This window comes from Nodularia sp. LEGE 04288, from assembly GCF_963896525.1.
Lineage (GTDB): Bacteria > Cyanobacteriota > Cyanobacteriia > Cyanobacteriales > Nostocaceae > Nodularia.
In genome coordinates, this window is sequence record NZ_CAWQOY010000165.1 from 1 (window position 1) to 24659 (window position 24659).

A 24659-nucleotide genomic window follows, 5' to 3' on the forward strand; every position below is an offset into this window, starting at 1 on the left:
GCAGGGAGCAGGGGAGCAGGGAGCAGGGGAGAAGAGGGAAAAACTATGAAAAATTTCTCCTTGTCTTCTTCCCTTTCCTAGATCGCTAATTTGCAGCAGCGATCGCTTGATTTAAACGTGACTTGTCTAAATTAATTTGATTCAGGAGTAACCAGGATTGAATCAGGTCAGGGCCATGAACATCTCCAGTTAAGGCAGCTCTGAGCGATCGCATCACTAAGCCTTTCTTGAGTTTTTGCTCTTTGACTACCTGTTTAATCATCTCTTGGGCGACTGCTTCCGAAAAATCGGGCTGATTTTCTAGGGCTGTAAGAATTGCCTGAAGAGCAACCGCTGAACCTTCTTTTTGCAGTTGTTCGCTACCTTCTTCGCTAAATTCCACTGTGGCGGTGAAGAACGGTTGACTCATATCTACAGCATCTACCAGACGAGTTAAACTCTGGCTGATTAAAGTAACTAACTGCTCTAACCAGGGGCGTTCTCGTCCACCTTCAAATGTAAATCCCGCCTCTTGCCAAAAGGGGATAATTGAATCTGTCAGTTTATCTATGGGCATATGATGCAGATACTGACTATTCAACCAATCCAATTTTGCCCAGTCAAATTTAGCCCCGGCTTTGTTCACACGCTCAAAGCTAAAGTTTTTCGCAGCGGTTTCTAAGGTAAAAATTTCCTCAGTAGAGTCAGGGGGTGACCAACCCAACAAGGTCATGTAATTGACTAAGCCTTCAGCAGTGAACCCCATTTTCTGAAAATCAGAAATCGAAGTCACCCCATCTCGTTTAGAAAGCTTGCGCCCTTCCATATTCAAAATCAGAGGCGTGTGGGCAAACTCTGGAATTTTTGCGCCTAAAGCTTCATATAACAGAATTTGCTTGGCGGTGTTAGCGATATGGTCTTCTCCCCGGATCACATGGGTAATTTGCATATCGATGTCATCAATCACAACTACAAAGTTGTACAGTGGTTGACCAATACCTGCTTGCTCGGCGCGGGCGATGACCATATCACCACCGAGATCACTACCTCGCCAACTCATTGTTCCCCTTACGAGGTCATTCCAGACAATTTCTCGCCCATCGGCAATTTTGAACCGAATTACACAGCTACGCCCTTCGGCTTTAAAAGCTGCTTCTTGTTCTGGTGTCAGATTGCGGTGACGGTTATCGTAACGAGGAGCTTCGTTTCTAGCTTTCTGGCTTTCTCGTAGGGCTTCTAGTTCTTCTGAGGTTGTGTAGCAGCGATAAGCTAATCCTTGTTCGAGAAGTTTTTCTACGGCCTCTTTATACATATCCAGGCGTTGGGATTGGAAAAAGGGTCCCTCGTCCCAATTCAGCCCCAACCAGCGAAAACCAGCCAGAATATTTTCAGTATATTCGGGACGCGATCGCTCTAGGTCTGTGTCTTCAACCCGTAGAACGAACTGACCACCGTGGTGGCGGGCAAATAACCAGTTAAATACAGCAGTTCTGGCTGTACCAATATGTAAATTACCAGTTGGACTCGGCGCAATACGGACTCTAACAGTCACAATTAATTCTCTCTTTCACAAAGCATAATAAATGTAGCTTATACCAAGCCCTGATAAAGGACTAAGGACTATACATAAATATCCCCAGTCAGACATATATTATCTGCTAGGGAATTCAAAAATTATTACTCGGACTTAGAACGGGACTGACGGGGCTCGAACCCGCAACTTCCGCCGTGACAGGGCGGTGCTCTAACCAATTGAACTACAGTCCCTTGATTTGCAACTTTACTATTGTTGCTGTTTGACTGCGATTTGTCAAGTCTTTTTCTAGATAAAAGGAGAAATTTTTATTTCAGCTTTTTTTGACCTAACTTCACAACTTTAACTTAGCACATTTGAGGACTTTTTCCCAGAACACAGCAAATAACAGCTTTTTTACTTCCGCACCGAGCTAGGACAGCACGGCGTAAATAGACAGACCATTCAAAATCAATGAAAAGCCTATAGAATAAGTTTTTTGACTTTTGACTTTTGACTTTTGACTTCCGCCCTGCGGTACTAGGGCGTTCATGCCATTTCTTCAAACATCTGGGATTGCATCTGTTTATACTGTTGCTTTAAAAGATTTTTGCTCAGATGAGCTTGAGATGAGGGCGGTAGGCTTTTACTCTGTTCTACCCAGGTTTTCAACATTTGTCTCTTCGGAAGTTCGATGTAGCTGCTGAGAACTTTGGCGCAGTTATGGGGTGCTTCCAGGGTAAAGCAAATCACCGGATAACGTTCATACTCAACTAATGAATATACTAGTTGATGATTTTGGGGATTTTGCATATCTAGGTAACAGGGTAACCACTTCAAAGCCAATCCTGGAGTAGAGATGATTGTCACCCACAGCAACATCGGATGAGGAGATTTCAGCCAAATAAACTGGTTGCGAAGCTGGGAAACCGCACGTTTATGGATTTCTTGCTGAGACAACATTAGCCTGATTGTGGCTACACTTGCGGGTGCAGTATCTAGAAACTGAGAAAAAACAATTTCCTGAATAGGTTTGTTTTCCGGCCATGTCAGTTGCCAACATTTTTTTTCTATGTCTGGTGGTAAATCAGAAACGACAGGTTTATTCTGGGTCGATTTAGATCCGAGAGTTAGAGAATGACCAGGAGAGATGGATTTATCTACACTATTCAAGACTTGCAATATTTCTGCCATGTCTTGGGGGCGATCGCCTGGTGTTTTAGCCAAACAAGCCATGATTAAATCATTGATCTGCTGAGGTACCTGGAGTTGGGGATTCACATCTGCGATCGCTCGCGGTGCTTCAAAGTGATGTGCTTTGTACCAAGCCCCAAATAAATTTGTTTCAGGCTCCCAAGGTTTAGCACCGGTGAGCATCTCAAACATCATCACACCCAAACTATAAATATCCGAGCGACTATCGAATTCTCCCTCTTCTAATTCTTCAGGAGAACAGTAGGGCAGAGTGCCATTAAATCCTTCATTTGTGCTGATTGTGGCGGTATAATTTAAAAATCTGGCGATGCCAAAATCTAAGATTTTAACTAATTGTCCCAATATGGGGTCAGGAACAACTAATATATTAGCGGGCTTGATATCTCTATGAACTAAAGGATAAATTTTGCCATCAACATTAATCCCTTGATGAGCGCATTGTAAACCCAAACAAATTTGCCGCGCCAGAGTCAAAAACTTGGGCAAAGACAGCGGAATTAAATCTTTTAAACTCTTGCCATTGAGATATTCCATCACATAGAAAGGTTTCCCAGTTTCACTGACACCATAATCATGCGTCCGCACGATATGTAGGCTTTTTTGACCCAATGCTGCACTCATCAAAGCTTCACGAAGAAAATCCTGTTTCATTTTGGCACTGGAAACAGTTTGAGAAAGGAATTTGACAGCCACGGGGATTCCACCTAGCACAATATCATCAGCTAAAACAACTTCACCCATTCCCCCTCTACCAATCAACTCCCGGAGTTGATAACGATTGGCAAGCAAACCTGTATTGTTTGGAGAAGCAAATGCACTGTGATTCACTTTTAAACCCTCTTTTGTTGCCACACTTATAAATTATATAGTTTTAAACTATAATTATTTTTACTAATTAATTAGCAGTGTTTTTACTTAGAAGAGAAATTTTGCAAAAATTTACAAAATACATCAGAAACCCAGCTTTTTAAATGTATTTTTTCCATTGGAGGATTGGCTGAGATTTTGTTTAGTCTTTCAAATTTTAATCTTTTGTATTCGGTTTTCAACAGAGTTTTGGCTTGGCTAGGAGAAATCAACTCAGTGGATTTTTCATTAAGCACTAGCCAATCGGTAAGTTGTTGACGCTGGTTGGCAGTTAAAGTTAATGTCATGACATGGGCGCAATCACTCGGTTCTTCCATCGCAAAAAATAGCAGATGATAGTAGCCTGTATCTGCCAAAATTTCGACTATTTTTTGTCCTCGCTCATCTTTCATGTCTAGGAAAAAAGATAGCCAGCGTGTCAGAGGAATCTGGGCATTAGATAGCACCGTTACCCACAATAGCATCGGGTAGATATTCATTTTGGCGATAAATTCAGTGCTATGAGTTTGATCAATCAATTGGGAAATTTCTTCTTGGGGTAACATAGCCCAAAAAGTTGGTAATACACCTTGATTGCTATGTAACAAACTCGGAAAACCAATAGAAGCAATTGGTTTATTTTTCGGCCAAGTTTTCTGGAAACACTCTTTTTCTGATACTGTAGTTACAGGTACTAATTGTACAGAAGATAAAGCTGGCTGAATTTTGCTATTGTTGACAGTCTGACTGTGAATAAGTGCTAATTTAACTCGTTTGAATGTTTCTATAATTTCACCAATATTTGGCGGGCGATCGCTAACTTCTTTTGCTAAACAACTCAAGACTAATTTTTGTAACTCTAAGGGAATTTTTACCTGTGAGTTCACTTCCTCAAATGCTAGTGGTGCTTGAAAGTGATGAGCCTGATACCAACTACCAAAAGAGTTAGTTTGTGTGGAGAATGGATGTTTACCGGTGAGCATCTCAAACATCAAAACGCCCAAACTATAAATATCAGAGCGGACATCCAGTAGTTTACGTCCTTCCATATGTTCTGGAGAACAGTAAGGTAAACTACCAATAAAAGAATCGGTAAGTGTGTTACCACTGCGCTCAGTTAAAAACTTGGCAATACCAAAATCAAGAATCCGCACAACTTCGTCTTTTTTAGCATTTTGAGTAATAAATATATTTTCTGGTTTAATGTCTCGATGTAAAATTGGATAAATTTTGTCTTTAAAACTGATACCTTGGTGAGCGTACTGTAAACCTAAACAAATTTGATAACAAATATAGAGAAATTTTTTGATTGTTAGTGGCTGAACTTTGATGATTTTCTTCAAATTTTTACCTTGAAGATATTCCATCACATAAAAGGGAATTTTATCATCTGTCATCCCATAACTCAAAACCCGGACAATATTTTTACTTTTACGGCCAAGTTGAGCGCTAATAAAAATTTCTCTAGCAAAGCGTTGGGAAATTTTCTCATTTCCTAGACTCATGATCAGAATTTTCACAGCAACTTGCATCCGGCCTTTGGCTAAATCTTCTGCTAGGTAAACTCTACCCATTCCTCCTTTACCAATCAAATCTTTGATTAAATAGCGATTGTTTAAAAATTTGCCAATATAAAGGTCTATTTCAGTTTCTGGCTCTAGCATATCTGGATTTACGCTATAAAATAATTCATTAAGTTTAAATTGTCCCAATTCTGGGTGATAGCTGGCGTGGTTTAGCCATAGATGCGCTAATGATCTGAGGGCTTACTGATAAAGTAATAAAATGGAAATCACAGATTTGCCATACATTACCATTTTATGATGATTTAGCGCTGAAAGCTGGGAATTAAACGGCGGAAAAATCGGATGATTGGTGATTCTATTTTAATTTTAAAAGCTAGAATTTTGTTACGTTGCAGGGAATTAAAATTATTATCACTAATCAGGATTAATGAGCGCTGTCCATCAGGTAGCGAAGGACCGAGGGTTAAGCCTTCGATATTGTCTAATAATACATCTAGAGTTCTCAAATCTAATAGCAATTTTTTCTTGACTGGTTTAATGTTCTGGGAGTCAACCGCTAAAAGGCTGTCGATATTCTGAATTTGATCAGCATCTTCTAAGGAAATCTGAAAGAGGAAAACCGCAAAACCCAAGCCAGTAAAAGACCGTTCTATACTGAGAAAGTGTCCTTGATTATCTAAAGCTAATAAGTCAGGTAAGCCACTAGCAAACCTACCAATGAAATTCAGGGTTTCTGCAACTGGTTCAGTTTGGTACAAAAATTCCTTTTCTGGTAAATTCGTGAGCAGATTGTATTGCAAAATCCGGGAAGGGCTACCAAGAGTGGGTTTAGCGGCTGGCCCATCTTGAATCAGAGCATTTTCTGTGGCTGTGAATAAATGCTGATTGTTGGGTGTGATGCTGAGGCTTTCAAAGGCTAAGTTGTTGCGGATACCCTGCTTACCGTTTTTATCTGGTAAAAACTTATTTGGTATGGATAATGTTCTGAGTAATTTACCAGAAGAAAGGGAGAACTCTTGAATAAAAGGATTAATCAAGTTTCTGACATCGCCTTCAGAAGAAATGAAGACAGTATCCTGGTTAGTTATAGCAATCCCCTCTGTATCGGTTTCCCCGACAGAAAAGGGTTGATTATCTTTATTTAAGAGCGTGGTTACAGCTACAGGAATAACATTGCCATTTTCTAGTATACCTTTGCTCAAGTCGATTTTTAGGGTGTAAAATCGAGCCGGAGCTTTTTCGTTGCGGTCATCAGAAATAGCATAATAAAGGTCGTTTTTGGCATCGTAGGTGATTCCAGATAAACCGCCTATTTCTGTATCTTTGAAAGTTAATCTTTGAGATAATGTGGCTTCTCCAATAAATTCAATTTTACTAATTTCTACAGCGTTTGTATAGGAATTTGTAAAGAAGAAGCTGATGATTACAATGGCAATACTGATGTAAATAATTCGGGGGAAGAGTGAAAATTTTTTAATTAGTTTCATCTGGTTTTGATTAATTGTGCGGAAACCCCACCCCGCAAGTCTACGGTGTACACAGAAGTTGGTAAATTCTCGTTTGTTTGTGTAATAACACCCCACCCCTAACCCCTCCCCGCAAGCGAGGAGGGGAACTGGATTTACAGTTAAATTCGGTTTTTAGGACTGGAAACTCTCTTTGGCTCAGGATGTGTGTACACAGTAGGTAAGGGATGAGGGGGACATGAATGAAATTTAAACCTAGCGTAGGTAAGAACGATGCTGTCTGCGGCGTTTTTTGGTAAATTTACTGAAGAATAGAGAGAAATTATTGGGACTCTGTGGCTTAGAGGTTGCAGAGTCTATAGTGGTTTGTTTGTTGTTTCTCCAGTGATCGAGTGAGTAAATATTAAAGCTGTGTCCAGCAAGTAAAATAAACAGCACAAGAGCGTAAGTCAGCATTGATGTGGCCGCACCCCAGTTTTGGACTGAGGTAACACCCATTTTCAGGATAATCATCAGGATAAATGTGGCGATCAGGGCGCTGCGAGTTGCTAAACCGATGGTGATTAATATTCCCACGATTAATTCCACAGGAGGAACAAGGTAGGAGTTAATTCTCACCATAAATTCGGGAAAATAAGAATCTTTGAGTTGCTCGACTATCCCTTCCGCAAATCCGGGGATATCGAAGATGCGGGTAAATCCATGATTAAAGTAATTTACGCCAATGAGGATTCGCAGCAATAAATAAGCGATCGCTATATCTTGTGGTTTGAGGCTAATGTAATTTTTCTGATTATTCATCGCTGTAACTCCAAGTATGATTAATGGCAATTGCAGATTTTGATTGCTGTGTCAAGTTTTTAAATGGGCAAAATTACGCGGACGGCGCGATCGCCTAATAAATAGGTGTAAAGCCAAGTGTGTAAAACTAGCAAGCGACTTCGGTATCCTGGTAAATATACCAAGTGAACGCCTAACCACATGACCCAAGCTAAAAAGCCTGTAAATGCAAAGTTGCCAATTTTTCCTACCCCAGAATAGCAACCAATAATTGCTAATCTACCTTTGTTGAAATAACTAAAGGGTTTTGGTGATTTACCTCGCAGCTGTTGTTGAATGTTTCGGGCGACAGTTACACCTTGCTGAAGTGCTTCTGGTGCAACCCCAGCTAATGGTTTACCACTTTGCTCTATATAGGCCAAATCCCCAATAGCATAGACGTTGGGTTGTTCTAGTAGTTGTAAGGTGGGATGAACTAATAGTTTGCCTTTCTTGGCTGTGGATATGTCTGCTGAGGTTTCGGGAGAGTTGGCTTCTAACCCCGCAGTCCAAATGACTGTTGCGGTGGGAATTACTTCGTTGTTTTGCAGATGTACAGATTCTGTGGTGACTTGGCTAACTCGCGTTTGTAGGTATATTTTTACTCCTAACTGACTTAAACGCTTGTAAGTATAGACTCCCAGTTTTTTGGGTAGTTCGGCTAATAAGCGATCGCCTGACTGGATGACGATTAATCTCACTTGTTGTAAATCTAGTGTGGGATAATCTCGGCGAAATTTACCTCGCAGCATTTCTATCAAAGCCCCAGCCATTTCTACCCCGGTTGCGCCACCGCCGACAATGGTAAATGTCAGTAGTTGTTCGCGGATAACTGGATCAGATTCCTGACTAGCGAGTTGAAAACAAGTAAGAATCCGGTTGCGTAATCTGATGGCTTCTTCTAAATTTCTCATGGGAAAGGCATATTCTGACGCGCCAGTCACACCTAAATACTGGGTTTTGCTCCCAGTCGCCAGTACAAGAAAATCATAGGCGATCGCACAACGATCTGTTTCCACAATCTGGGCGGAAAAATCAATTCGCTGCACCTCAGCCCATAAAAACCGAGTTTTGGGCTTGTGCTTTTGTGATTTCCCAGAGAATCGTCTCACAATCGTGCGAATGGGGTAAGCAATATACTCTGGTTCTAACTGACTTGTCGCTACCTGATACAGTAGTGGTACAAAGGTGTGATAATTATGACGATCAATTAAACATACATCTGCTCCAGAATTAGCTAAAGATTGGGCAGCTTGCAATCCACCAAATCCAGCGCCAACTATAACAATGCGGGGAGTGTTCAAATTTCCTCTCCTGATTTAGCTAGTTGGTTAACTTTATATAAACTATATTAATTTTTATTTCACAAAAAAATATCACAATCCACTATAAGTAGAACATTTTATCTACAAAACCCTTTTTTATTTCAGGAGTTAGGTGATGAGAATTGATCAGATACTCACAGCACCAGAATCTATGCGGGAGGAATCAGTACCGCATGAGCGTTGGCATAACCACCCGCACAGGTTAGTTGTTTGATTCTCGGCTGTCAATCCTAATAGATAGAATAAAATAGGAATAGAACAAAGGTTAAATTTTTTTTACCGCTAATAATCGTTAATCTTACGAGAATTTTACTTTTGTTTCTAATTTATATAGGACTACTATTTGATTATTGAACAAAAACGTAGGGTGTGTTAGCGCAGCGTAACGCACCAAAGCCTTAATAATGGTGCGTTACGGATTTCATCCTAACGCACCCTACAATACTTAATTTTTTTCATAAATCAAACCGGATTCCTATATATCAATCGAGAAGCTATGGATAATTTAGGTTTAGTTCTAGAACAATTAAAACAATTGAAAGACCCTCTAAATCAAAAGTTTTCCTCAGATCAAAAACCTGAGCGTCCTTTAGGTGTATGGAAAGAAAAAGTCAAAATGCCAGATGCTTTCGACGAATTATCAAGCGATATTCTTTCTGAATTTGGTATAGAAGAGTAATGAAACTATTGCTTGATACTTGCGCTTTAATATGGTCGCTTGAGGATAATCCATGTCTTTTACCTGAAGTTCGTCAGCAAATTTGCGATGTTATTAATTTTTTGTTATGGACATAAAAATTAAAAAAGTCGCCAACTGGCTTCATTTTCCACAAATTGCACCAGCCAATCCTTGACAGTACGGGTAGCGCGACAATCATCTTCGTTGTAACTTTGAATCACGTCCAGTAAAGTGCGATCGCCTGTTTCTAACCACTGATCATACCAGTAAATACATTTAGCACCGCTTGCTTCTTTTTCCCGCCACTCAAAGCCCAACCAACGAGCAATGGCTTTCAGGGCATAGCTTTCTATGGGTAAAGCGACACTTTTGGTTAATTGTTCATATACATCCACAAACCGATTTAATACAGGGCGTACTGAAGAATTGGGAGTCTGGTAGAGTTTCGCCAGGCGTTTAACTGTATCCAATTCATACACACAAAAATGATAAATTGGTGCTTCGGGATATTGCCAAACCAAATCTAAAAATTGCTGCCAAATTAAGGCTTCTTCTTCTGGTTTTTCCGCGAGAAAGGAATAAAATTTTTCTGTCTTGGCTTGCTTATCAACCACCAAAATCCCTAAAAGATAATCTAAATCCAAATCTGGCTGGGCTTCAATATCAAAATAAAGCTCTACAGGAGCCGTAAATGTAATATCCTCTGTTGGTAACGGATGAGGTAAAATCAACGGTCGTTTTTGCAGTACAGATTGGGCTTGTATGATCATCTTGGGTGCTACTAGGCTGTCAAAACCAGGAAGGTTTTCCAGGATGAGGGGGCTGGTATGAGCGAGAGATTCCACTGTATGAATAGACAAAGCTTGGAGTTGATTGTAGCGAACAGGTGTAACTCCTGGTAACAAAGAAAGGTGTTGCTGTGATTGCGCGATCGCATAACATTGATTATACCAATGGCAAAGATTGCACTTTTGGCGAGAAATAAATATTTCTGGTGGTTCTGGGGACTCTAATGCTTGGATAAACTCCCACAAAATGCTCTGCATTTTTGGTATCCATTTGCCTAAATCCACCGCATAATCTCTTTGTTTGGTACGCAACACCAGCCAAGCTATTTCCGGCGTGATTTCCTGTACCTTGGCTAAGACTTGAGCGTGAAACGCCGCCACCACCTGATATTCCTGCTTAGGACGCTTACCCAATTCGATATTTGCCGGTACATACATCCAATCGCCAAACCGTGACTGTCCCGGCTGTTTTACCAGTAAATCGGGACGGCTGAGAAGATTGTATTCCAGGGATAGGGAAACATCTTGATTTTCCGGATCTGCTAAATCGGGATCATCGCTTAACAGTACGCCGCGATAAATGTACTCAACCCCAAGCTGCATTAATTCCAAAGTTGCTGCTTGACCTGCTTCCCAGTCACCACGGGGGTAATCGGGTTTGTGATAATAAAACTCTGCCAAAATACTCTGACGATGAGCGATTTTATCTTGTTGTAATTTGAGCAGTAACTCATTGGGCGCATCACGCTGAGGTCTATCGCCGTGAGTATCTAAGACAGGTCGGCGTTTACAGCGTTGATATTGCAGTAGGTGTTCAGCATTGATTAACATTCCTTTAAGTTAACAAGAATTAGCGAAATCTGGTCATGTTCCAGATAGCTAAAGTGGCTTCGTCAGAAATGTGGGGGTTTTGACTTGTTCCTGATTCAGTGGGAGAGTGAGAGACTGTAAAATTGAAAAAATTGCTATTTTCAAGTGTTTATGACTAATATTTTGGCTGCACAAACTAAATTAGCTCAACATCGATCGCAATTTCCCGCTTTAGGGAATAAGATTTATTTTAACTATGGTGGGCAAGGGCCGATGGCTCAAGGGGCGATGAATGCCATTACTCAAATTGAAGCTGATATCCAACACACTGGGCCTTTTGGAAATGAAGCCTATGCCAAAGTTACCGAAGCCAAGGAAGGTGTCAGAAATGCGATCGCATCTGAGTTGCAAGCACCACCAGAAACCATTACCCTCACCGAAGATGTCACCGTTGGCTGCAATATTGCCATGTGGGGTATTGACTGGCGGGCTGGTGACCATATCCTCCTTTCAGACTGCGAACACCCAGGCGTAATTGCTGCATCCCAGGAAATCGCCCGGAGATTTGCCGTAGAAGTTACCACCTGTCCCCTCCAGCAAACTTTAAACGCTGGCGATCCCGTCACAGTCATTGCTCAACATTTACGCCCCAATACTCGCCTCGTAATTTTAAGTCATGTCTTCTGGAACACCGGACAAGTTTTACCGCTTGACAAAATTGTAGAAGTATGCAAAAAGAATAATTCCTTGGTTTTAGTCGATGCTGCCCAGTCTGCGGGTTTATTACCTTTAAATTTAACGGAATTGGGGGCAGATTTTTATGCCTTCACAGGTCACAAATGGTTATGTGGCCCTGCGGGTGTAGGTGGTTTATATGTCCGTCCCGCAGCCAGAGAAAATTTACAACCCACATTTATCGGCTTGCGTGGCATTGTTGTAGATAGTCAAGCTCAACCTGTGAAGTGGCAACCCGATGGACGAAGATATGAAGTGTCAACCTCAGCGACTCCATTGTATGTTGGTTTAACCCAGGCGATCGCCATTCATCAGCAATGGGGAACCGCACAAGAACGTTATCAGCAAATCTGCCGTAACAGTGAGTATCTTTGGCGAAGATTAGCCGCGTTACCCGAAGTCCAATGTCTGCGAACCTCCCCACCCGAAAGCGGGATAGTTTCCTTCCAACTCACCCAGCCACAATCGCGAGTGCATTTTAAGTTAGTGCAATTCTTAGAATCACAAAGAATATTAACGCGTACAATTGCCGATCCTGACTGTATCCGCGCCACTGTCCATTATTTAACTTTGGTGTCAGAAATCGACCAATTAATTGAGGGTGTACAAAAGTTTCTCCAGATGTAATGTTGATAAACAAAGCGTCTTTTTCATGTCCATAAAAAACCCCACCCCTAACCCCTCCCCGCAAGCGAGGAGGGTGACTTGAGGGAGATGAAAAAGAAATATGATTTGCAAAACGCTATAGTATCTAATCCCCAGTTTTACAGCAGTTTTCATAAATTTAGACCACACGCTGACATCTGTATTTCTTCCTTCCTTTGCGCCTACCCTGCGGGTTCCGCTTGCGGTATGCGCCTTTGGGTGAGATATAAAAATGTGGTTCATTTAGCTGAAAATTGCTGTAATTACGAATTACGAATTACGAATTACGAATTATGCGCCCAATTTTATACGTAGCAATCACTAACCACGGCTTTGGTCATGCTACTCGCACAGCATCAGTAGCATCAACAATTCAAAAATTATGTCCTGAAGTTTTGCTGATTATGGTGACAACTGCCCCCCGGTGGTTGCTAGAGTGCTACATAGAAGGCGATTTTATTCATCGTCCCCGCGCTTTTGATTTGGGTGTCGTGCAGGCAGATAGCTTGACAATGGATAAACCTGCAACTTTAGCCAAATTGCGGGATATTCAAAAAAATCAAAATTCTCTCATAGCCTCAGAAGTCAATTTTATCCGCCAAAATCGCGTGAATTTAATCTTGGCAGATATTCCTTTTTTAGCGCCTTTATTTGGCAAAGCGGCAAATATTCCCTGTTGGATGATGAGTAATTTTGGCTGGGACTTAATCTATCGAGATTGGGGAGAGGAATTTAAGACCATTGCTGATTGGATTAGTGAATGTTATTCCCAGTCCGAACGTTTGTTTCGATTACCTTTCCACGAACCCATGTCAGCTTTCAGTAATATTACAGATATTGGCTTAACTGGTGGTTCTCCTCGTTACTCTGCTGACCAACTCCGGGCGACTTGGGGGATCACTGCGCCTAGAGAAAAAACTATTTTACTCACCTTCGGTGGTTTGGGTTTACAACAAATTCCATACGAAAATTTACGGCATTTTCCCGATTGGCAATTTATTGTTTTTGATAAATCTGCTCCTGATTTACCTAATGTCTGGAAAATTAGCGACAAAAAATATCGCCCTGTGGATTTTATGCCTATTTGCGGGCGTGTTGTTTCTAAACCTGGTTACAGCACTTTTTCGGAAACGGCAAAACTGGATATACCTATGGTGACAATTCCGCGAGATGACTTTGCTGAAGCTCCTTTTTTGTTAGAAGGTATTATTAATTACAATCAACATCAAATTCTCACACCAACAGAATTTTTTGCAGGTAATTGGGATTTTCTGCATCAAGCACCCCAACCACCAAAGCAATCCCAACCTCTGGCTAAAGATGGCAATCAAGCGATCGCTCATGCTGTGATTGAGTATATTAAAAAACAGGAGTAAAGACCTGACTACGAACAAATTTGACTCAGTGCCTCTACTAAAACTTGATTTTGGGCATCTGTGCCAATAGTAATGCGTAACTTATTATCCAGTCCTGGCTGGGGAAAATAGCGCACTAAAATTTGTCGTTCTTTGAGCTGTTGATAGAGATATTCGGCATTTTCTTGGGGAGGCTGTACCAACAAAAAATTAGTCTGGGAATCCCAAACATGGAAACCTAATTGTTTTAAGTCCGTCGCTAGTTGAGTCCGCGATGCTTTAACCTTGGCTACACAAGCATCTTTATAAGCTTGATCAGTAATAGCAGCAGTTCCTAATGCACAGGCGATCGCATCAATATTATAGCTATCCTTGACCTTAAACAATCCATGCAACAACTGGGGATTAGCCACACCAAAGCCCAGGCGTAATCCAGCCAAAGAATAACCCTTAGAAAGTGTGCGAATGACAATTACATTCTCGTATTCCTTCACCAAAGCCAGTGCATTTTCCTCAGCAAAATCTACGTATGCTTCATCAATCACCAAAACCCCAGATAAACGGCTTGCTAGTTGTCGTAAATCATCAATGGGTACTATATGTCCCGACGGACTATTAGGCGATGCGATGAATGTCACAGCCCCATTAGCAGCAATTAATTCATCCAGGGGTAACTGGTAACCTTTACCATAAGGAATTTCCACCACTTCCGCCGCCTGCATTTGGCTTAAAGTCACATATAATACATAAGTTGGTATCGGGTAAACTACCTTTCTCCCAGCCTCAGTGCAGGCTCGAATTACTAAATTCAAAACTTCATCACTGCCATTACCGACAATGATCCAATCACTAGGAACGCCCAAAACCTTGCTTGCAGCTCGCCGGAATTCTCCCCCTAACGGTTCTGGATACCGTCGTAACCACTCCCCCTCAATATTCCTCAGCACGGCTAACGCCGCAGGCGAGGGAGGATAGGGATTTTCATTACTGTTGAGTTTGATCATCTGTATCCCACGTTGAGGCTGTTCACCTGGGACATAACTAGCCATTGCATCGATATGGGAGCGGAAGTACTTGGTCATGGTGCATACTAATTCGTAATGATGCTCCGCCCCGTTACGCTCTCAGCGCAGCTATGCCGCAGGCTTTACGTAATTCGTAATTCGTAGGCAGAGGCTTTAAAATGATTTACTGAGTCAGTGCCAATTCCCAAACCGGATAGAGAGAGGGTTAGCTGAAAAGTAGTTAGTTGGTGTTAGCATAAGCTAGCTTTTGCCTTGGCAGAATTGTTCCATCGGTCACTACCTTCCTACCAAGTATAGTCTAGCAACTTGTATGTAACATTGTTTCGTATGTACTTATGGCATTTTTTCATCCTGTCCAATGCCGCCTGGATCTCAAAAAATTATTGCTCGAACAAAAAAACTAACAATTATGTCATCTACTGAACCTACCCCCAATGAGCCAAATGAGGCTGAAACTCAACTTCAAACCCCACCTGAACCTGAAGAAGTAAATATTGAGACTGAAACTCAGGAAGAGATTGAAGAGTCGGGAGCAATATTTCAAGCTATTGGGGTAATTGTTGGGGATGTCAACTTAAATGAAGATGGTAAAAACACAGTTACCATTGGTAATTTGGAGTACCCGCTTTTCTATATTCCCCAAAAACGCAAAGTATTTGACGCTCTCACCAAAGAAATAGAAACTACTGGAAACCGTACTTTTAGGCTCGTTGTTTATCCGAAAGCCATTCATTTTCCGCGTAAAGAACAACCGCATAGTATGACTTTTCAGCTAGTTGGCTTTGATAGGGGGCGAGAACAACAGACAGTTTCCGCAGAATTAGAAGACAACGAGTTTAAATTCTCAGGACTATGGCAATTTATACCCGTCTGTCAAACTCCTTGCATTTCGGTTTTCCGCAATTTTACTCGTGAACGACTCGAATATATTAAGCAGGCCGAGCCAACGAGAAAGGTGAAATTTATGAAGGCTAGTCATCTACCTTTGTTCTGGAAAGACTCGCCAGTTAAACCCTTCAGATTTAATCCGAAGGCCGAAAAAGAAGACCAAGGACATCCGGTATTTGTCTCCTTGAAAGCCAAATTTTTACCGGGGCGTAATGTCTTCGGTTTTGTGGCACTATTAGCTCCACCCCAAGAAACTGCACCGAGATTTCTCAAAGCATCCAAAAAGGATAAAGCTACAGCGCTACAAGAGTCTAAAAAGAATAAAGCCACATTCCCGCAACCATCCAAAAAGGATCATCCCAAGCCCAGTATTAATCTGCCAAAGCCAGTTCTCAAAAAGCAGTCACCAGAGGCTGAGAAGGAGACAGAGCCAGAAACACAGACAACGACAGAGACACAAACAACGACAGAGACAGACAAATAGCATCAGCCCACAGGCTTTAGCCTGGGGCTGGGAATTGTTAATATACAGCAGTTTGCCAGTGAGTATATTGACATACTCCCCCGCATAAATGACGGGGGATTCTGGGTTCAAACAGCAATTGCAGGCGTAGCCCGTCTTATATCGCCTCGCCCAATGGACAACGCCCTGCCCATGAGGTGTTCACCCCGGAATTTTACTTCGCGCCAGCGAACACTATTATTGTATCACCACCGAATAAATTCGGTTATTCGCTTACATCCCCCGAATAAAATTCAGGGGGCTTTACGCATCACGAATCGTACAATTATGAGCGATCATAAAATATTTCTGCGACTCGCCGAAGAAACGGACGCGTGGGTGATGAGTGCAATTCATATTGCTGCCATCAAAGCTCTTCCCACAACTTTTTACACCAGAAAACAGCTGTTAGCTTGGCGGAATTATCGCGACAAGCCTAATGGTAAAAATATTTTGCAGAATATGCAAGCCGAAATTTTCTGGGTTGCTGTTGAGAATAATCTAATCACAGGTTTTGCTAGTTTCATGGTTGATGAACTGATTGCACTATATGTGCATCCTTATTATCAAGGTCAAGGCATAGGGCGAGCTTTAGTTACACATTTTTGTCAAGAAGCAGCTGATCTAGGTATAAATCAAGTGATAACAACTGCTAGTCTTTATGCTGAAGGATTTTATTTGCGACTGGGATTTACTGCTATCAAAAGAGCGCCTCATCAGTTAAGAACTGGGATTATTGTTCCAGTTACCAAAATGAGTAAAATTTTAACTACAGCTTGATCAAGAGATACTTTAAGTTTAGTAAAACTGTGTAAACTTGTTTGACTCATTTCGCAACATTTTTTACAAAATGTAATACTAGCTAAGTAAGTACTTGCAAGCAAATGAATAAAACTATCCGCTCATCCGCTCTTACCCGTACACGTTTGATAGAAGCTGCCTCACAGGTATTTGCTAGTTTAGGTGTTCAAGGAGCAACTACTCGTGAAATAGCTCGTGTCGCCGGAGTGAATGAGGTGACGTTATTTCGCCTCTTTGCTAGCAAAGAACAACTTCTCAGGGCAGTAATTGAAAATGCCTCAGCCCTCCAGACAGAAGCTCTCGCTCACCCCGAAGCTTGGACACAAAATCTTGGCGTTGATTTAAAAAAGTATGCCCAACTTTACAACGCCATGCTGGAAGCACACGAAGATTTGATTCGGACTTTCATTGGGGAAGCGAAACGTCATCCGGAAGCCGCTAGACAGATAATTCAAGAAGCCGCCAAGCCTTTAGGTGACAAATTGGTTGCTTACCTGCAATCTAGTCAGAAACGAGGTACTGTGAGACTTGAACTTGATCCTGTGCCGGCAGTTGATATGTTTACAGGGATGCTATTAGCTGGAATGCTCTGCCACACCGTAAAATATCACCAGAATAGCTACAGTTATCAGGATTATCTTGAAACCTGTGTAGATATTTTCGTGCGCGGTATTGCCGTTCCTGTTTAATTTGGTAATGCAGTTATCAGTGATCAATCAGGTTATACCAATTTTATATAAAGATGCATAAAAAGAACCCCTCCCTAACCCTCACCGCAAGCGAGGAGGGAAACGGATTTTTGCGGGGTAAGGGGTGGAGTAAAATAATATGCAGCCTCACAAATAATTGGTATTAGCGACGGGATGCTTGATTGAATTTCATCAAAGCTGCACCAATAAATAATCCCAGCAGTTGCGCCCAGTAGGCCAGACTCGGTGAATTGACACCAGAGGGAGGAATATTTAAGCTGCCAATTCCGTAAAATAACTGTTGGATAAACCACAAAAACAGATAAAAGTATGCCGGCAGTTCCATAGGGATATACACAATTAGAAGTGGCATAATTGTGTCGATTTTAACTTGAGGATACTTGCAGACGTATGCTCCTAAAATTGCGGCGATCGCTCCATTTGAGCCAATTAATGGTATTCTCAAACTCGGTTCTAAAATAACTTGTGCTATTCCGGTCAGCATTCCCGCACCCAAATACAATCCGAGAAAATGTCCCCGTCCAATCACGTTTTCGACAGTTTTACCAAAAACCCATAAAAATAGCAGATTGCCCAAAATTTGACTAAAACTACCGTGGAGAAACATCGCCAAAAAGAGGGAAGCTGAACGCCAAACAACAACTACCCAAGCGGCGGGATTAATGTGGATGGCATTGGTAATTGCACTATGAATCTGGACGGGAATCAAACCCCAACTATTAATGAAACCTCCTAATTCCCCACTCACCTCTAGTTTTAGTTGCCATAAAAATATCACAATGTTAATGCCAATCAGCCAATAACTAATAATTGGTTGATGACGCAGGCGAATACTATCACTAATAGGAATCATCTGAATTTGGGATTTTAAATTTTAAATTTTGCATAAAGTTTCTCCCTCATCTGGCCCCATCCCCCTGTTTCAATTAATTTGTGGCAAGATTGGAATCAGGTCACAATGCACTCAACTAGGCAAACGAGATGCTGGGAAACACACTTGTTGGAAGATACCAAATTATTAGCCACTTGGGAGATGGGGGATTTGGTGAAACTTTTGTTGCAAGTGATACTCACTTGCCGGGATTACCTCAGTGTGTGGTCAAGAAACTCAAACCCCAAGCTACTGATCCAGTGAACTTGGAGACGGCTAGGCGTTTATTTGATACGGAAGCGCAGGTTCTCTATAAATTAGGTATTCATGACCAAATTCCCCAACTTTTGGCGTACTTTGAAGAAAATGCGGAGTTCTATTTGGTACAAGAATTCATCGCAGGTCATGACCTTAGTCAAGAATTAGCGCCAGGAAAAATCCTCAGTCAAGAAGAGGTGATTTCTCTAATCCAAGAAATTTTGTCAATTTTAGAATTTGTTCACCAAGAAAAGGTGATTCACCGCGATGTGAATCCGCGAAATTTACTCAGACGCAAGGAAGATGGCAAGTTAGTTTTAATTGACTTTGGGGCAGTGAAGCAAATCGCTACCCAGATCATTAGCCCTGGAGGTCAAACTAAATCAACTGTGGCGATCGGCACTCCCGGATATTTACCCGGAGAACAAGCCCAGGGGACACCAAAGTTTAGCAGTGATATCTATGCGGTGGGGATAATTGCCATTCAAGCCGTCACCGGATTATCACCAACTCAGCTAGAAATCGATATTGATACCAATGAATTTATCTGGCAGAATCAGGCTAATGTGTCGCCAGAATTTGCCCAATTTCTCGATAAAATGGTGCGTTATGATTTCCGGCAACGCTATGCTTCGGCAACTGTGGCATTGGAAAAGCTGCAAGAATTAATGCTACCGTCATCTGGGACTATCGTTTTGAGTCCTCCTTTGCTGCTAAGTTCTGGCTTGTCACTCAAACCTGATCCGTTATTCAACAATTTTAAACTTAGTAAGTATCAAAAAGGTATACTTATTAAGCTATCGTTAGTCATATTTTTAATTGGAGCCAGCGGTGTAGCATCTGTATTTATTGTTAATAGTATTAATGCAAATAACGCGATCGCATTATCTCAACAAGGAAGTACGCTGTTTGACTTACAGCGCTATCAAGATGCCCTAGCCGCTTATCAAGAGGCAGTGAATATTAATCCAGATTTTGTTCCAGGATGGAGTGGTCAAGGTAAAACACTGTCGGAATTGAAAAAATATGAGGAAGCGCTAGCAGCATACGACCAAGCAATTCAAATCCAGCCAGATTATTTAGAAGCATGGATTGGTCGCGGCTTTGTCCTGCAAACTTTACAGCGCTATCCCGAAGCGATCGCATCTTTTGACAAAGCATTACAACTAGATGCTAATTCTCCAGAGGTCTGGAATGCTAAAGGAGAAACTTTTAGTAAGTTACAGCAATATAATAATGCTATCGAATCTTATGAAAAAGCTCTGGAGTTGCAACCTAACTATTATCAAGCTTGGTATAGTAAGGGTTTAGCATTTCATAGCTTAAAGCAATATGATGATGCCATTACTGCCTACGAAACAGCTATTGAATTTAAGCCAGACTATGGGCAAGCTTGGTATAGTCTAGGGAATGCTTTATTCAATTTAAATCGATTTGATTCTGCTTTGAAAGCATATGATAAAGCAGTACAATACAGACCAAATTTTTACCCGGCTTGGTTTTCTAGAAGTAATATTCTGATTACTTTACGACGCTATCCGCAGGCAATTGAATCATTTGACCAAGCAATAAAAAATAACCCTAAAGATTACCAATCATGGTATAGTCGGGGTTGGGCGTTGCATCAAAGCCAACGCTATGAAGAAGCAATACAATCTTATAATAAAGCCGCAGCGATTAAAGAAAATGATTATCAAATTTGGTATAATTTAGGAAATTCCCAATATATTTTACAGAAATATCAGGAAGCGATCGCATCTTACGATAAAGCCGTTCGTTATCAAGCCAACCATGCTGAAAGTTGGTACAGCAGAGGCAATGCTTTATTTAATTTGCAACGATATAAAGAGGCGATCAAATCTTATGATCAAGCCATAAAATACAAGCCCAATTATCGCGAAGCCATTGACGGTCGGAACCAATCTCAAAGCAAATTATCAGTGGAAAACCCACAGCCGATAATCGTACCCACAATTCCCAATTCTGAGAACTAATAATTTACAAATATAAAGATCCCCGACTGCTTCAAGAAGTCAGGGATGTGAAGCAATGTTTGTATTTACAGGCAATATTAACGAATATTCACCTCTTGGAGATGATTTTCTGCATGAAAATTTCTATTTCTAGTAGTTGTGGAATTTAACGCCACAGTTTTATTTTGAGTTTGTATTTGCTGTTTTTGAGTATATTCATTGAGTTTAGCCTGAGCTTGAGCGTAAACGGGAGTATTTTGCGGAATTTTGCGAAGAAGTTTTACAGCCCCATTAAAATCGCCCATAGAGGCTTTGAGATTAGCATTATGTAAAAAATAGGCGGCTCTAATTTGCCGCTTTTCACTATACTCAGCCAATTTATGCTGAACCAAAGCACCAGCCGAACTTTCTTGAGGAATTTGACGCAGATATTCTATAGCAGTTGCAAATTCTCTAGCTATAGCTTTTTCGTAAGCTTGTGATAACAAATTGTGTGTTTGTGTTTCGATGCCGACGTGTGCTTGCTTGACCAGTTTATCTACTTTAGATTGCCAATATAAAATATCTGGTACTTTGGGCGCAACATCCAACACATCTGACCATCTGCGCTCATTCAAAGCTTGTTCAGCTATTTGGTATTGTGTTGCAGCAAATTGCCATTGGTGTTGCCATTCTTCAATTGTAGCTTGAGCCTCTGGATAAACATTGCTGTGAGCCGGAATTGATTTAGCTAAAGCTAGCGCCTTTTGTAAATCTCCTGTTTGATATTCTTCTGTTGCTTGATATAAAGTTTCTGTTTCTGAATATGCTGGAGAATTATTCATTAAAGAATATACTCCCAATCCCATCAATAAAGAATTAGCCGCCAAACCTACTTTCATTCCTGTCAGTAACGACGGTAATTGTCCAGAGGATAATTGTGGCTGTGGCGCATCACTTTCAACTGTTGTCCTTTGATACACCTCATCGCATATTTCAGCAATAGGCTGTATTTTAGTTTCCCTGAACATCTGCTTAAGTATATGCAGCACTTCACCCGCAGACTGAAAGCGCTCTTGGCAATCATAGCGAATCATTTGACTGATCACAGCAGCTAGATAATCATTAACTGATATATCTTGAGTACGCCAGATCATTTCATTAGTCTGAGGATCAACTTGAAATTCCAGTGGTTCTCGACCTGTTATAGCCTGAATGGCAATGATCCCCAAAGCGTAAATATCACTGTTAGGCTGTGTTTGACCAATAAATTGCTCTGGCGGTATGTACCCTAGTGAGGTGACAGGAATCCCATCAATGGGCAATTCCCCATCTAAACCCAAATCAACTGACTGGATAGAACCAAAGTCAATTAAAACTAACTTGCCATCAACAGTGCGTCTGATCAAGTTTTCTGGTTTAATATCGCAATGGATAACGCCTTGAGAGTGAACAAATTCTAAAATCCCCAAGACATCTTCTAAAAACTGCACAACTTCAATTTCAGTCCAATTACATCCCCAATATTGGTGAGTGGGCAATTCTACACTCAATGAGTGTCCTTCGACAAACTCTTGTACTAAGTATAACTGCTCATTTTCTTCAAAGCAGGTGATTAATTGGGGGATTTGGGGATGGCTTCCCAGCAGGTTGAGGGCTGCGGTTTCGTTGAGAAAGCATAATCTTAAATTATCTAAGTAGCTGGGCGAAAAACTGCTATTTTTGAGGTTTTTAATCACACATTTAGAGTTTTCCGGGTCAACTAAATCTACGGCGATGTATGTCTGTCCAAATACCCCTGCATCTAGGCTTTGGACGATTTGGTAACGTGCTTGCAGTAATTGACCGATCATGTGATGGTTCATGAGCTGGTTACTTAATAAGTCCTTATAATAGGTTTCCTGACATCAGCAGTTTGTTCCGGAAGCCTTGAAAAGAAATCACTGTAACGTCAATGTCTGAAAGTCAAGTTAGTTATTGAGAGTATTTTTGCGAAAAAAAGATAAATTTCATCCTAATTCTTGGCTTGTTCATCTTGTTCGATAACTTCCGAGTTATTGGTTAAAGGTTTCACCACGCGGGCGATCGCTTCTTGGACAAAAGTCTTAATAAATTCATCCCGGCGATTAAGTTTAAACTGTTCTTTTACCACCTCAGTCATCCCACCATCACCCCAATCTTGGTCATGGCGAAAATATTCAATAAAACTTTTACCAGCAATTCGTGTTAAATATGCTACTGTCACACCTTGAATTGCTCTACCAATGACAAAGGTGGCGACGTGAAATTGCAAAGCTGTAGATATTAATTGAATCGCGCCTTTAACTATACCTAAGCTAGCGATGGTTTTTCCTAAAGAAAGAGCTAATTCTTTACCTCGTTCCATGTTCAATTCACAACCGTATACTCTAGCAATTTCTACTACCATTTGAGCATTGACGGCGGCGGTGGCGAGTAAATCTACAACTGGTAGAGGTGTGACTGAGACTACACCAGCACCAATCCACTGAAACCGATCAACTATTTTGTCAGCTTGTCGGCGACGCTGGACATCAATCAGATTTCGCGCTTCTTCTCCTAACCGTAGCGATTGCAGGAGAATGTTATCTGCGACCAAATCTTCACCTTCAGCCCGTAAAATGGCAGCCATGCGCCGCAGCAAAGGAATTATATCTGGTTCTGGATGGAAAGTTTCGCCAGTTTCTAGCTGTGCAGGTTGGGGATTTCCGGCGATCGCCACGACATCATTGGGAGCAATAAATCCCCGCACCCGTTCACGTAACCGGGCGAGAATGGATTCTGTATCCTCATCTGTATATAAGTCGGTTTTGTTGAGGACTAAGAGCGATCGCTTGCCAATTTCGGCTAAACTGCGTAGCGGTTCATATTCAGAACGTCGCAAGTCATTATCCACAACGAATAGCAGTAAATCGGCTGAAGTTGCCAGTTCTCGCGCTAGTTGTTCCCGTTCCGTTCCCGCCACCCCGGCTTCTAAAATCCCTGGCGTATCTGTAATTAAAATCTTCCGTTCTAAACCCTTCAACCGCAAACAATAGGTTTCACCGACTTGGGTAGTTCCCATTGGCGCATTTACCTGACCCACCATGCGCCCCATAATGGCATTCACTAGGGAAGTTTTACCAGCACTTCCTGTCCCAAATACAACGACTTGAATTTCACCCCGTGCCAGATTTACTTCAATTTCGCGGGATTTGCTTAATAAAGCTTGTCGGGCGACTTCATCTTGAATTTGGGCTACCTGTTGCTTCACAGCTTGGAGTGTTGTGGAAGCTGCATCAGATTTAGCGGCGGGAATTTCTGCGGCGGTGACTCTTCGGCGTTGGTAGCGCGATCGCTTTGATCCAGATTGCAGAATCAATACATAATAAACAAAAGCTGCAACTAAGCCTCCGATTAATAAAACCAGCAATAGCAACAGCAAATTGCCCAGCAGTGGAGAATAAGACAACTGCCAGTAAAGCCGAGAGAGGGAGTCAATCAGCCAGAGGCTTAATCCTAAAATGACGATTAAACCAACAATTAGCGTCACTATGCGCGACAGAGGCATGGATGGCACGGTTAATTACTGGGTTTGAATGGGCTGATGTTTTTCATATTAATGGTTTGGGTGTTGTTTGCTGGGGTATTGGGATTTTTTAGGAATTAAGATTAAACGAACCGCAAAGGACACGAAGGACACGTTCGCGTAGCGTCTCCCCTTGGGAGAAGTAAGGAGGGTTGCAGAGAGTTATTGCGTAAGTCCTAATTAAACTAACCACAGAGGCGCAGAGAACACAGAGAAATCAAGAAATCAGAGGTTTATTTTGCTAGGTTATTAGATGTTTTTTTGATTGGGAAGTCTCTGAGGAGGGAGAAGAAGCAAGAAATAGGGGTGAATTGGAAATTACTCTTCTCCCCTGCACCCTGCCCCCTGCCCCCCTGCCTCTTATC

At 41.5% G+C, this 24659-nt stretch carries 18 protein-coding genes and 1 tRNA gene; 7 read left to right on the forward strand and 12 right to left on the reverse strand.

The window, feature by feature from the left end; all coding sequences use genetic code 11:
• Positions 1–85: 85 nt before the first annotated feature.
• The 7 genes from gltX to AACX33_RS24180 form a co-directional block, all read right to left on the reverse strand.
• Positions 86–1531: a glutamate--tRNA ligase gene (gltX, locus tag AACX33_RS24150; RefSeq protein ID WP_193998780.1), complete on the reverse strand. Its 1446-nt coding sequence runs from the start codon at positions 1529–1531 to the stop codon at positions 86–88.
• A 141-nt stretch (positions 1532–1672) separates the two neighbouring features.
• Positions 1673–1746: transfer RNA gene (locus AACX33_RS24155), tRNA-Asp, on the reverse strand.
• A gap of 295 nt (positions 1747–2041) precedes the next feature.
• Positions 2042–3535: a protein kinase domain-containing protein gene (locus tag AACX33_RS24160; protein ID WP_193999093.1), complete on the reverse strand. Its 1494-nt coding sequence runs from the start codon at positions 3533–3535 to the stop codon at positions 2042–2044.
• Positions 3536–3618: 83 nt separating this feature from the next.
• A complete protein-coding gene (locus AACX33_RS24165; protein WP_193998779.1) occupies positions 3619–5217 on the reverse strand; it encodes a serine/threonine protein kinase in 1599 nt (532 codons plus the stop codon).
• 164 nt (positions 5218–5381) lie between these two features.
• A complete protein-coding gene (locus tag AACX33_RS24170; RefSeq protein WP_193998778.1) occupies positions 5382–6566 on the reverse strand; it encodes an esterase-like activity of phytase family protein in 1185 nt (394 codons plus the stop codon).
• Positions 6567–6800: 234 nt separating this feature from the next.
• Positions 6801–7346 (reverse strand): DoxX family protein, encoded by a 546-nt coding sequence (locus AACX33_RS24175; protein WP_193998777.1) that lies wholly within the window; start codon positions 7344–7346, stop codon positions 6801–6803.
• A gap of 59 nt (positions 7347–7405) precedes the next feature.
• A complete protein-coding gene (locus AACX33_RS24180; RefSeq protein ID WP_193998776.1) occupies positions 7406–8668 on the reverse strand; it encodes an NAD(P)/FAD-dependent oxidoreductase in 1263 nt (420 codons plus the stop codon).
• 517 nt (positions 8669–9185) lie between these two features.
• On the opposite strand from AACX33_RS24180, the gene AACX33_RS24185 reads away from it, so the two are divergent.
• Positions 9186–9368 (forward strand): hypothetical protein, encoded by a 183-nt coding sequence (locus AACX33_RS24185; RefSeq protein ID WP_193998775.1) that lies wholly within the window; start codon positions 9186–9188, stop codon positions 9366–9368.
• A gap of 119 nt (positions 9369–9487) precedes the next feature.
• Here AACX33_RS24185 and AACX33_RS24190 read toward each other — a convergent pair whose 3' ends face one another.
• Complete coding sequence (locus AACX33_RS24190) at positions 9488–10987, reverse strand: TM0106 family RecB-like putative nuclease (protein WP_193998774.1); 1500 nt, start codon at positions 10985–10987, stop codon at positions 9488–9490.
• A gap of 150 nt (positions 10988–11137) precedes the next feature.
• Between AACX33_RS24190 and AACX33_RS24195 the strand changes: the two genes are divergently transcribed.
• Complete coding sequence (locus tag AACX33_RS24195) at positions 11138–12328, forward strand: aminotransferase class V-fold PLP-dependent enzyme (RefSeq protein WP_193998773.1); 1191 nt, start codon at positions 11138–11140, stop codon at positions 12326–12328.
• Between the two features lie 308 nt (positions 12329–12636).
• A complete protein-coding gene (locus AACX33_RS24200; RefSeq protein WP_193999091.1) occupies positions 12637–13722 on the forward strand; it encodes a glycosyl transferase in 1086 nt (361 codons plus the stop codon).
• An 8-nt stretch (positions 13723–13730) separates the two neighbouring features.
• Here the strand turns inward: AACX33_RS24200 and hisC are convergent, their stop codons facing one another.
• Complete coding sequence (gene hisC / locus AACX33_RS24205; protein WP_193998772.1) at positions 13731–14783, reverse strand: histidinol-phosphate transaminase; 1053 nt, start codon at positions 14781–14783, stop codon at positions 13731–13733.
• A 352-nt stretch (positions 14784–15135) separates the two neighbouring features.
• Here hisC and AACX33_RS24210 point away from each other — a divergent pair, with 352 nt between their 5' ends.
• The 3 genes from AACX33_RS24210 to AACX33_RS24220 all read left to right on the forward strand — a co-directional run bounded on the left by AACX33_RS24210 (position 15136) and on the right by AACX33_RS24220 (position 17606).
• Positions 15136–16098: a hypothetical protein gene (locus tag AACX33_RS24210; RefSeq protein ID WP_193998771.1), complete on the forward strand. Its 963-nt coding sequence runs from the start codon at positions 15136–15138 to the stop codon at positions 16096–16098.
• 306 nt (positions 16099–16404) lie between these two features.
• A complete protein-coding gene (locus AACX33_RS24215) occupies positions 16405–16896 on the forward strand; it encodes a GNAT family N-acetyltransferase (RefSeq protein ID WP_193998770.1) in 492 nt (163 codons plus the stop codon).
• Between the two features lie 104 nt (positions 16897–17000).
• Positions 17001–17606, forward strand: coding sequence for a TetR/AcrR family transcriptional regulator (locus AACX33_RS24220; RefSeq protein ID WP_193998769.1), 606 nt, complete (start codon positions 17001–17003; stop codon positions 17604–17606).
• Between the two features lie 163 nt (positions 17607–17769).
• Here AACX33_RS24220 and AACX33_RS24225 read toward each other — a convergent pair whose 3' ends face one another.
• A complete protein-coding gene (locus AACX33_RS24225; RefSeq protein ID WP_193998768.1) occupies positions 17770–18480 on the reverse strand; it encodes a rhomboid family intramembrane serine protease in 711 nt (236 codons plus the stop codon).
• Positions 18481–18608: 128 nt separating this feature from the next.
• Here AACX33_RS24225 and AACX33_RS24230 point away from each other — a divergent pair, with 128 nt between their 5' ends.
• Positions 18609–20750, forward strand: a complete 2142-nt coding sequence (locus AACX33_RS24230) for a serine/threonine-protein kinase (RefSeq protein WP_193998767.1) — start codon at positions 18609–18611, stop codon at positions 20748–20750.
• Positions 20751–20827: 77 nt separating this feature from the next.
• On the opposite strand, the gene AACX33_RS24235 is transcribed toward AACX33_RS24230, so the two are convergent.
• Entirely contained in the window at positions 20828–22573 is a 1746-nt protein-coding gene (locus AACX33_RS24235; RefSeq protein WP_193998766.1) for a serine/threonine-protein kinase, read from the reverse strand.
• Between the two features lie 149 nt (positions 22574–22722).
• On the reverse strand, positions 22723–24276 hold the full coding sequence (locus AACX33_RS24240) for a YcjF family protein (protein ID WP_193999089.1): 1554 nt from the start codon (positions 24274–24276) through the stop codon (positions 22723–22725).
• Positions 24277–24659 lie beyond the last annotated feature (383 nt).